This is a genomic window from Collinsella aerofaciens (assembly GCF_964243765.1).
GTDB classification, from domain to species: Bacteria; Actinomycetota; Coriobacteriia; order Coriobacteriales; family Coriobacteriaceae; genus Collinsella; species Collinsella aerofaciens_BU.
The window spans coordinates 335,856-346,593 of the sequence record NZ_CAXTGI010000001.1 but is presented as its reverse complement, the minus strand read 5'-3'; the positions used below and the strand labels follow the sequence as shown (position 1 = coordinate 346,593).

The window sequence follows — 10,738 nt, the reverse complement described above, 5'->3', positions numbered from 1 at the left end:
CGAGCGCGTCGGGGAAGCGGCCGAACAGCGAGTCCAGATCGCCCTCCCTGTTCGCGACGGGGGCGCTCAGCAGTATCCCGCCGTCCCGGGTCGCGACGCATGCCCAATGGGACAATTTCCCGACATCGAGCCCGATGACGGCTTCCGGCATTCTAGGTGGTGCCACGGTGTTATCCTCCAATCGGTAGGCCGATCGGAACCCCTCCCTGCGACACCCACATTACCTGGCCGTGGCGCTTGCGCCCGGCAGTTTCCTATCAGTCGTCCGGAGCGGCGAGCGCCCCCGGTGGCAACACCCCCCGGGCCCTCTACGGGGCAGGGGCAGACGGCCATCCGGAGGCGCCCGATCGGCGGCCCCTCGGGGCTTGCCCGTATCGTAGGCAATGCGCCGAATGCTCGCCATCGAAATTTATCGGTGGCCCACTTCAGACTGTAATGGGCGGAGATGCAGCAGGTACATGCATCTCCGCCCCTTTTGCATCGAGAAGTTATGCCGGCGACCCGTGCCGCCACGCTCGCGTTATCCGCGCTGCGGACCTGCAGTAACCACAAGCGGTTCAAGACCCAGCTCGCGCGCGTAATCCTCCTGCGTAAAAATCTCAATCAGCTCAAACGTACCGGCCTCGTCGTCAAACACGAAATGTAGCACCGAGCAGTTGCCCGGCACACGATCGCGCTCGTCGGCCGCCGCACCCTTCACGTGGTCCATGAACTCCTTGATGGCCGATCCGTGGCTCACCGCGAGGACGCACTCGTGGTCCGGGCGTCGCATAAGATCGGTCAACGTCGCCACCATGCGCTCGCGCACCTGCATCTGGCCCTCGCCGCCAAATTGACGATAGAAATCGCGCCACGGGCGCTCGGGCATAAGCATCACGCGCTCGGCCTCAAAGTCGCCAAAGAACCACTCACGCAGGCCGTCCAAGCGCTCGTACGCCAAGCCCGGCCACAAGTTGGCGATAGTCTGCTCGGTGCGATGAAGCGTAGAGGTGTAGGCATGATCGGGCTCAATGCCGCGCGCACGTAAAAACATGCCGGCGCGCGCCGCCTGGCCGCAACCCAACTGCGTAAGCGGCGAGTCACTCCACCCCTGAATGATACGCTTAAGGTTGAATATCGTCTGTCCATGACGGACCAGATACAGATCTTTATTCATAGGGGTCCTTTCGTTCGTTACCAACCCAAGAGCGAAAACGCCCCGTCGCAATAGCCAAAATGAAGCACGGCACCGTTGTCGGGTAGCTCTCCCCCGCCAGTCACATACTCAAGAAACTCCTGGCAGGCTGAGCCGTGGGAAACCGCCAGCACGCAGTCGTGCTGCGGCCGGGCCATAATACGGGACAGCGCCGCGACCATGCGCGACTGAAGCTGCACTTCCGACTCGCCGCCAAAGGCCACCGGATAATCGCCCCAGGGCTGCGGCGGCATCTCGCGATTTGATGTGCCCTCCAGCGAGCCAAAATGCCACTCACGCAGGTCATCGACCAGCTCAATGGAACGGCCCTCGCCAACGATAAGCTCGGCCGTATGCCGCGCCCGGCCCAACGGCGAGGAATACACATGATCAAAGGCCACGCCACGCGCCGCAAACGCCGTACGCGCCGTCAGCGCCTGCTCGCGCCCGCGCGCCGTAAGCGGCGAATCGTGCCAGCCCTGCAAAATGCTCTGCACATTGAGCTCAGTCTGCCCATGCCGCACCAAATACAGATCTGCCACACGCCCTCCCCTCGTACCACCACAAAGGGGACAGGCACCTTTGTGGTGGTTTACCGTCTGATCACGCCGCGGTGACGCTCAGCTACACCAGCACGTCGGCGAGCGAACGCTTGGGTACGTGGTGCACCTGTGCCTCGTCGCGCCAATAATTGATGGAGCCATCGGGGTTGGAATCGATCGCATCGATCACCTGTATCTCCGCCGGAACGCCAAAGGCCATGATCAGCTTGAGCTCATACTTGTCGTTATCGAGCCCCATGGCATCGATCGCATGGGGCGTAAAGGCCTTGAACATGCAGGCTGCCACCTCGGGCGTAGCGCTGCGGGCGGCGAGCATCATCGTCTGCGCGGCAATGCCCGTGTCGACCTCGGTAATGGGAGCGGCAGGCTTGCCCGGAACGGCGCGCTCAGCCAGAATCGCGATGTAGCCGGTCGGGCGCTCGCCCTCGGCAGGACCCGGCCAATCCTTAAGTGCGCCGGCCCATGCGAGCTCGTCAAATACACGCGCGCAATCCTCGGCACCGCTCACCACATGAAGACGAAGACGCTGAGCATTGGCACCACACGGGGTCAGGTGCGCCAGCTCCGCCAGCTCGAGCAAAAACTCGCGCGGCACGCGCATGGACTCGTCAAAACGGCGGCACGTGCGGGCGCGGCGGACCAGCGCGTCAAACGTGTCCAGGCCGAGCTTTTCGCAACCTTGCTTCGCCATCGACTCAGCGCTTACCGGCGCCTCGGGAACTGCTTCGTTCATAGGGACCCCCAATACAAGCCAATTGTCCTTAGGAAAATCTAACCTAAAACGTAGGCAATAACGAACAGGGCTGCAATGTTCTACACCTGTTGAATAGAAAATCGCGACGTGGGGAACAACGGAAACAATTCGGGGCCTTTGGGTTACGTTTCGCCCTCCCCGACCCATACGTCAGCGCCCTTAGGGGATACTGGTTGTAACGATCAAGGCTTACGCCGCACGGAAAGGAGACATTATGGGCATCTTTAAGAACGATGACCAAAAATCGAGCCAGTTTGGATTTGACGAGAAAAGCATGGCGGGCAAAGCCGTCAAGGCCGTACGCTGGATCTACGCCATCACGGGCGTCTTAGCACTCATTGCTGGTATCGCGCTGCTTTTTGCACCCGCCAAGTCCCTCGTCTTTTTGACGACCGTCCTGGGTTTTTACTTTGTAATCACTGCTGCCATCAGACTGTTCACTGCCATTTTTGAGCCGCTGCTGCCCACCGGCTGGCGCGTGACGAGCATCATCTCCAACCTACTCATTATCTTGGGCGGCGTCATAATCCTGCGCAACCAGGCCTTCTCGACCGCGACGCTCACCACGATGGTGGTTATCGTGGCCGGCTTTGGCTGGATTGTCGAAGGTGTCATGTCCATTCTGGAGTCCGAGCTTTCGTCCAACCGCGCCCTCGCCATCCTGAGCGGCGCACTTTCCATCATCGCCGGCATGTTCGTGTTTATCTATCCGCTGTGGTCGGCCAAGATGCTCGTCATCTTTAGCGGCGCCGCGCTGCTGGTGTTTGGCGTAACGCTGATTGTTCGCGCTATTCAATTTGGCAAACTGGTGCACTAGATGCCGCGAACGCTCTTTATTGATGCCGACGCCTGCCCGGTCACGCGCGAGTCGATTGGCTGCGCGCGGCGGGCGGGCGTCGCCGTTGTTATCGCCGGCAACAGCACGCAAAACCTGGAACGGCACATTCGCCGCGACGACCCGCGCGATGCCGAGCACGCGCGACGCGGCTTTTGGGTCACGACGCTCGACGTGAGCGTGGGCGCCGACAGCGCCGACTTTGCCATTGTCGAACGCCTGCAGGCGGGCGACGTGGTCGTGACGCAGGACATTGGCTTGGCGAGCATGGTGCTCGGGCGCGATGCCGCCGCTATCGGTGTGCGCGGGCGCGTCTACGACAAAGCAACCATCGACATGCAGCTGTTTATTCGCCACGAGGAAAAGAAGGTGCGCCGCGCCGGCGGACGCACTCGCGGGCCGGCGGCATTTACCAGCGAAGACCGCGCCCGCTTTAAACGCAACCTCACCGAGCTGCTGCGCTAACCAAGGTAGATTTTTGGGCTTAGAGACCAAAGGCAGAGAGAACGATTCCCCAACCGGCGCCGATGACGTACATCATGACCAGGAACATGACGTTCTCGCGGGCACTGCGGTTGGTGCGGAACAACACCAGGTAGCCCACGCCGGCGGAGATAAGCGTGCCGGCGAGCATCGGTGCCAGCTGTAGCGCGCCCTCCAGGTACAGCTGCGTAATGACCACGCTCGCCGAGCAGTTGGGGATCAGGCCGACAAGCGCCGAACCCAGGACGGCGAGCGTCTCGTTGCCACGCAGGAACTGCTCGATCGCGGACTCGCCGAAGGTCTCGAGCACGGCGACCAGAATCAGCGTCACCAGAAAAATGAATACCGATACCTGCACGGTGTGCGAGATGGCGCTGCGAATAATCGACAGGAGGGGCGCGCTCTCGTGAGAGTGGGAGCGACCGTGACCATCATGGTGTTCATGCTCGCCCCCATGACCGTGATCGTGTCCATGTCCGTGTTCGTACTCGTCCTCGTCTTCATCGCAACCGCAATGGTCGCGCTCGCACAGCTCATGGATGTGATCGGCGCTCACGCCCGCCTCGGCCACTTCATCAATGATGTCGCCCCCGGTATGGTCGTCGTGCGCGCAGTTCACATGAGCCGGATTGGAAGCGGTCCCCAGCACGGTACGGCGAATCGCCGCATGCGCGCGAGCGTTACGACGAAGGCCGCGGATAGCCGCGTCCACGATAAAGCCCGTGACCAGCGCGATCAGTGCCTTCGAAGCCAAAAGCATCGCCATGGTCTGCACGGGAACCTGCTCGGCAAGTAGCAGCGGCAGCATCTCGTCGGAGGTCGAAAGGAACACCGCCACCAACGTGCCCAAGGTCACGACGCGACCGGCGTACAGCGTTGCCGCCATGGCCGAAAAGCCGCACTGCGGCACCATACCCAGCAACGAGCCAACCACGGGACCCGCGGCGCCGGCGCGCTTGATGGCCCCGTTAACGCGGTCGCCCGCGACGTGCTCCAAGGTCTCGAGGGCCAGATACGTCACCAACAAAAACGGCACAAGCGAGAGCGTGTCCTTGCCGGCGTCGAGCAGAATATCAATCAGCAAATCCATGACGGATGGAACCTTTCGTGTCTTTCGGCAGCATTGTAAAAGTCCTAGCGGTCAACTAGGGTATTGTAGTTGTCCTAGGCGCGATGCCAATAGTTGCCCATGGTAAACTATCATCTCGCCACATCTCAATGAACCCGAGCCGCGCGCTGCGGCCCGTCCAAGGAGCAGTTATATGAACGTTTCACAAGCACTCGAATACGAGCGCCAGCCGTTTATTCCCATGTTTATCTATGGCGATCACGGCGCCATGGAGTCCGAGCGCCAGAAGGGCGAGGAGGCCCTTAAGGTGCTCGAAACCGAGTACTTTACCGCCGAGGGCGACCCCAGCTTCGACTTTGCCACCGTGCGCGACCTGGCTGACCGCAACCGCGACCTGTGCGACCAGATTGGCGAGGCACGCCTGCGCAACGTGACGCCCGCGACGCTTTCGCGCGGCCTGTCCGATGCCGACACCTGCGCCGCCATCGGTAAGATGCAAAAGCGCACCGCCGCGTCGGTCATGCGCGAGATCCGCGGCGACCGCGACGCGCTCGGCGTGGCCTACGCCCGCAAGCCCATCCAGGGCACCGTGCTCGGTATCGACATCGAGACCACCGGCCGTGCACCCGAGCGCGGCTATATCATCAACGTGGGCTGGGAGATCATGGATCTCACCAGCGACGCCGTGCCGCATGACGCCGAGGCACACTACTGTGGCCTGCCCGACATCTACCGCGGCGAGGATGTGCCGTTGTCGAATATCCACCACATCACCTGGGACGACATTGACAGCAAAAAGCCGTTCCGCGAGAACAAGGAATTGCAGAAGCAGCTGCTCAAGCTTATGAAGAAGTATCCGTACATGGCGCACAACGCGGCCTTTGAGGACAGCTGGTTCAAGATTCACCTGGACGGTTACGCCGAGGCGCGCCGTGCCGGCAAGATCATCGTCATCGACTCGCGCCAGATCTGCCGCAGCTTGGACGCCGACGTGCGCTCGCTCCCCCGCGAGTCCGCGCCCGCTGCGCTCGAGAACTGGGCGCGCCGCCGTGGCACCCTCGCCGCCGACGCCAACGAGCAGCACCTGGGCCTGGACGACACCGACCTCATGCTCCGTACCGTCCAAGCCGAGTTCAACCTCAAGAACCTATTCGCGAAATAGCAACGCCTGTGACAAACACTGCTTGCTCACGAGCGACCTCGCAGCGGGAAACCCCGCTGCGAGGTCGCCCTAAGTTCCATAGGCAGGCCCGCTCCTCACAAATTCTGAACCCTATTTTTTAACTATTTCGACACTTTCCCGACACGTGATTTGTGTTCGGATAGCAATACATCGATACCAAATGTGCAGCAATTGAGTGTTTCTATGCTATAGCCAAGCTGCGAAAACATTAATTTAGGGCGTACCAACCCATAATTGCGTCAAGCTTTTGGACAGCATTTGGTTAGACCTCTAAAACGGCTTTCCCACTCAACGCCATCGACACGGTATTTTCTGACACGATACTTACCATGAGTATCGTATTGTCACATAACACGGCAAAAGCGGTCTACCAGGCCGCCCGCTCAATGTCTGCGAGAGGCATCGAGTCCTGTAGCCCTGTCGCAATTTACGGATCGTGCCCCACCGGAACGCTCCTCGACGCGGCCGCAGAATGGCTTATCAAACATGATGTTGCCCGCGACGCAAATGAATCCCTCGAGGTCATGGTGTTTGATCGCAGGAACGCGCGCTACGCGATGGACTGTCGATGCCACGTTTCGTCAAAGCGATTCTCGTGCTCGCGTTTTATAGAGCTAGAAGATGACATCTACATTGTTGGCGTTGAGCTTTGTGCACTTCAGGCCGCCACTTATCTCCCGTTTCGCGAACTGGTGGAGTACTACTTTGAACTGTGCGGCGCTTATTCCCTTGGAACCGGTTTTTCTACCTCTTATACCGAGCGTTTCCCACTTACCTCGACCGAGCGGTTGAAGCAGTTCTTTAATTCCATTACCAGATGCGACGGTTTGGCCCTTGCCCGAAAGGCTATTCAATGTGTACGCGACGGATGCCGGTCTCCCATGGAAACGGCATTTGTCATGATGCTTACGCTGCCAAAAAGCGAAGGAGGGCTTGGCATCAAGGGGGTTGAGACCAACTACGAGATGAAGGTCGCCGCTGCAGCAAAGGACCTCACAAGACGCAAAAAGTTCTATATGGATGCGTATCTAAAGAAATCTCGCACAGATATTGAATACAACGGTTTTTATCACGACGCGGAAGAAGACCGCGCCATCGACGAAGAACGCAAGAACGCACTTGCGTCCATGGGCTACGGAATCATCACCGTCAGCCGTTATTCCTTTATGCATGCCAGCTCTTTCGTTAGGGTCATGGAGGCAATCCAACGAAAAGAAGGTATACGCCCCTCGCGTCTGCCAAAAGACTTTCGAATCACGCAAGAGGACCTGAGACTGTTTGTGCTCAGACGGTTTATTGAGGAGAAGAAACGAATCCAGGAGGAGCTTCGCCAGGATTCCGAAGAGCGTCAACGAATCGACCTCGAAAAAGCAATGCTCGAAGGCATCACATTGGACGATCCGACGATTAACGAGGCTCCGGCAATCGATGACATGCAGACTGCCGAACCCGACAGCCCATCACTCAACCAAACAAGCAGCTTCACGCCCGAGGGCAGGGTCTTCGGGGCCGGAAACTAGGCTGACTAACAAGGTGGGTACTCTAGCGACGTGCAAAATTGCGAGTATTCAGCAGAGCCGGGTGTCCATTACCCTCGAGTGGATCCAAAAGTGAAGCGAAATCACTCTTGCGTGAGAACGTTAGGCAACATTTGAGGAAGAACTCATCGGTTTACCACCCTAAGATAACTCTTTAGCTGCATTATTTGGCCTGCGATAAATTAACAGACCCCCTATCGTTGCAGAATACTCCAATTTTTGCACGGCGCAGGGGCACCCACCCCGGCATCACCTATCAAAACCGCTTAGTCCGGGATCTCGTCCGCTTTTCCTCATCATTTTGTACGACGGATTGCCTAAACGATATTGACATATGAACATGCGCTCATATACTCGGAAGTAAGTTATATGAGCGCATGTTCATATGAAAGGATATTGCAATGAGCATCCGCGTTGATGAAACGAAACCCGACATCGAGGCCAGCGAACCCGTGATTCCCACCACCTGCTCGCCCGAGGACCTTCCCGACGAGGAGCTTCTCTACGACCTTGCCGACCTGTTCAAGGTCTTCAGCGACACCACGCGCATCAAGATTCTCTATGCCCTCATGGGCCGCGAGCTCTGCGTGGCCGACATCGCCGAAGCGACCGAGACCTCGCAGTCCGCGGTGTCGCACCAGCTGCGCACGCTTAAGCAGTCGCACCTGGTCAAGTTCCGCCGCGACGGCCGCAACATCCTCTACTCACTTGCCGACGATCACGTCTACACCATGCTCAACCAGGGCATGAGCCATATCTGCGAATAGCAACCAACCACGGTACCAGCGCGGCCTGCACCCAAGCCGCAAAACCAGGGAAAGGAACCCACCATGAAAAAGCAGTTTAAGCTCGACGAAATCGACTGCGCCAACTGTGCGCGTGAGCTTCAGGACGAGCTGGCCAAGCTCGAGGGCGTCAAATCCGTGTCCGTCAACTTTATGACCCAAAAGCTGACGCTCGAGGCCGATGACGCCGAGTTCGACGAGGTCCTTGACCGCGTCGTGGAGTTCACGGCCGACGCCGAGCCGGACTGCGAGATCATTCTCTAGCCCAGGTTTACGCCAACCTGCAAGGCCGCGCTTGCCGCGGCCTTTGCTCGCGAAATTATATGAGCGAGTGTTCATACATTCAAATGGGAGGATACGAGTCATGGCCACCGCCGACCCCAAGAAGAAAAAGAAGAAGCGCAAGAAAAAAGAGTCACTCGAGCATAAGCGCAACCGCATCCTGGTAGCGCTGGGCATTTTTGCCGTGGTGTACGCCCTCGACGAGCTCGGTACCCTTACCGCCGCATTCGGCACCCCGGGTGACATCTACGCCAGCTTCGTGCTGTTCCTGGTGCCGTTCCTAATTGCCGGCTACGACGTGCTCCAGAAGGCGTTCAGCAACATCCGCCGCGGCAAAGCCTTCGACGAAAGCTTCCTCATGGCGGTCGCGACCATCGGCGCGTTTGCCATGGTGCTCTTCCCCGATACCGATCCGCACATGGCCGAAGGCGCCGCCGTCATGCTGTTCTACCAGGTCGGTGAGCTGTTCCAGGCATACGCCGTGGGCAAGAGCCGCAAGTCGATCAGTGCCATGATGGACATCGCGCCCGACTACGCTAACGTCGAGCAAGCCGACGGCACGCTCGAACAGGTCTTTCCCGATGACATCGCCGTCGGCACCGTGATCGTGGTCAAGCCCGGCGAGCGCGTGCCTATCGACGGCGTCATCGTCGAGGGCGAGACGCAGCTCGACACCGCCGCGCTCACGGGCGAGTCAGTCCCCCGCCCCGCCAAGTCCGGCGACGATATCATCAGCGGCTGCATCAACATGACGGGCCTCATCCACATGCGCACCACCAAGCCGTTTGGCGAGTCCACCGTCGCACGCGTCCTGGAGCTCGTGGAGAATGCCAGCGAAAAGAAGGCGCGCACCGAGAACTTCATCACGCGCTTTGCCCGCGTCTACACCCCCGCCGTCACCGGCGCTGCCGCGGTGCTCGCGCTCGGCGGCGGCCTGGTCACCGGTGCCTGGTCCGACTGGATTCTGCGCGGTCTGACCTTCCTGGTCGTCAGCTGCCCGTGCGCCCTCGTGATCAGCGTACCGTTGAGCTTCTTTGGCGGCATCGGCGGCGCGTCCAAGCTGGGCGTTCTCATCAAGGGTTCCAACTACCTCGAGACGCTCGCCGACGTGGACACCGTCGTCTTCGACAAAACCGGGACGCTCACCAACGGCACGTTTTCGGTCGTGGCGGTGCACCCCGAGGCTGGCTATACCGAGCAGTCGTTGCTCGAGGTCGCAGCCCTTGCGGAGTCGTTCTCCGATCACCCTATCGCGCAGTCGGTACGCGCCGCCTTCCAGGGCGAGGTCGACCCCAAGCGCGTGACGGATTCCGCTAATAACGCGGGCCACGGCGTGACGGCGACCATCGACGGCAAGCATGTCGTCGTCGGCAACGCCAAGATGCTCGCCACGGCCGGCGTTGAAGCACCGGACTGTGAGGTTGTCGGCACGATCCTCCACGTGCTCGTGGACGGCGTGTATGCCGGCCACATCGTGATTGCAGACACCGTTAAGGCCGATGCCGAGCAGACGATCCGCGACCTGCACGCCGCTGGCATCAACCGTACCGTCATGCTCACAGGCGACCGCGAGGAAGTGGCTGCGTCCGTCGCCGAACAGTTGGGGCTCGACGAGTTCCACGCGCAGCTGCTGCCGGGCGACAAGGTCGAGCGTGTCGAAGCATTGCTGGCGGCCGAAAGCGGCAAGGGCAAGCTCGCCTTTGTCGGCGACGGCATCAACGACGCGCCTGTGCTTACGCGCGCAGATGTGGGCATTGCCATGGGCGCCATGGGATCCGACGCCGCAATTGAGGCCGCCGACGTGGTGCTGATGGATGACAAACCGTCCAACATTTCCCGCGCGATCCGCGTGGCGCGCAAGACCATGTCGATTGTTTGGCAGAACATCATCTTTGCGCTGGGGATTAAGTTGCTGATCCTTGTGCTGGCAGCGCTGGGCATCGCCAACATGTGGCTTGCCGTCTTTGGCGACGTGGGCGTGGCGATCATCGCCATCCTGAACGCCATGCGCGCGATGGGTGTCAAGAACCTGTAGCGTCTGTGGTCCTTCCGGCCGGGACCGGGCTTGATTT

Annotated in this window: 11 protein-coding genes; 7 read left to right on the top strand and 4 right to left on the bottom strand. The window is 59.9% G+C overall.

The genetic code is table 11. From position 1 onward, the window contains the following. Window positions 1-520 precede the first annotated feature (520 nt). From ACESSC_RS01510 to ACESSC_RS01500, 3 genes are all read right to left on the bottom strand, one after another. Window positions 521-1,156, bottom strand: a complete 636-nt coding sequence (locus ACESSC_RS01510; RefSeq protein ID WP_373160951.1) for a histidine phosphatase family protein — start codon at window positions 1,154-1,156, stop codon at window positions 521-523. 17 nt (window positions 1,157-1,173) lie between these two features. Next, window positions 1,174-1,716 (bottom strand): histidine phosphatase family protein, encoded by a 543-nt coding sequence (locus ACESSC_RS01505; RefSeq protein WP_055252053.1) that lies wholly within the window; start codon window positions 1,714-1,716, stop codon window positions 1,174-1,176. An 82-nt stretch (window positions 1,717-1,798) separates the two neighbouring features. After that, the gene (locus ACESSC_RS01500) at window positions 1,799-2,470 is read right to left on the bottom strand and encodes a nitroreductase family protein (protein ID WP_118226686.1); all 672 of its coding nucleotides are present in this window, start codon (window positions 2,468-2,470) and stop codon (window positions 1,799-1,801) included. A 235-nt stretch (window positions 2,471-2,705) separates the two neighbouring features. On the opposite strand from ACESSC_RS01500, the gene ACESSC_RS01495 reads away from it, so the two are divergent. Both ACESSC_RS01495 and ACESSC_RS01490 read left to right on the top strand, forming a co-directional pair. Next, complete coding sequence (locus ACESSC_RS01495) at window positions 2,706-3,308, top strand: HdeD family acid-resistance protein (RefSeq protein WP_117797862.1); 603 nt, start codon at window positions 2,706-2,708, stop codon at window positions 3,306-3,308. Beyond that, entirely contained in the window at window positions 3,309-3,791 is a 483-nt protein-coding gene (locus ACESSC_RS01490) for a YaiI/YqxD family protein (protein ID WP_373160950.1), read from the top strand. A 19-nt stretch (window positions 3,792-3,810) separates the two neighbouring features. Here ACESSC_RS01490 and ACESSC_RS01485 read toward each other — a convergent pair whose 3' ends face one another. After that, window positions 3,811-4,899, bottom strand: a complete 1,089-nt coding sequence (locus ACESSC_RS01485) for a putative manganese transporter (RefSeq protein WP_373160949.1) — start codon at window positions 4,897-4,899, stop codon at window positions 3,811-3,813. A gap of 172 nt (window positions 4,900-5,071) precedes the next feature. Between ACESSC_RS01485 and ACESSC_RS01480 the strand changes: the two genes are divergently transcribed. From ACESSC_RS01480 to ACESSC_RS01460, 5 genes are all read left to right on the top strand, one after another. After that, window positions 5,072-6,040 (top strand): 3'-5' exonuclease, encoded by a 969-nt coding sequence (locus tag ACESSC_RS01480; protein WP_373160948.1) that lies wholly within the window; start codon window positions 5,072-5,074, stop codon window positions 6,038-6,040. A 350-nt stretch (window positions 6,041-6,390) separates the two neighbouring features. Beyond that, entirely contained in the window at window positions 6,391-7,581 is a 1,191-nt protein-coding gene (locus tag ACESSC_RS01475; RefSeq protein WP_373160947.1) for a putative endonuclease domain-containing protein, read from the top strand. A gap of 419 nt (window positions 7,582-8,000) precedes the next feature. Further along, on the top strand, window positions 8,001-8,366 hold the full coding sequence (locus ACESSC_RS01470; RefSeq protein ID WP_373160946.1) for an ArsR/SmtB family transcription factor: 366 nt from the start codon (window positions 8,001-8,003) through the stop codon (window positions 8,364-8,366). A gap of 63 nt (window positions 8,367-8,429) precedes the next feature. Further along, window positions 8,430-8,648 (top strand): cation transporter, encoded by a 219-nt coding sequence (locus ACESSC_RS01465; protein ID WP_117583778.1) that lies wholly within the window; start codon window positions 8,430-8,432, stop codon window positions 8,646-8,648. Window positions 8,649-8,748: 100 nt separating this feature from the next. Further along, the gene (locus ACESSC_RS01460; protein WP_373160945.1) at window positions 8,749-10,701 is read left to right on the top strand and encodes a heavy metal translocating P-type ATPase; all 1,953 of its coding nucleotides are present in this window, start codon (window positions 8,749-8,751) and stop codon (window positions 10,699-10,701) included. Window positions 10,702-10,738 lie beyond the last annotated feature (37 nt).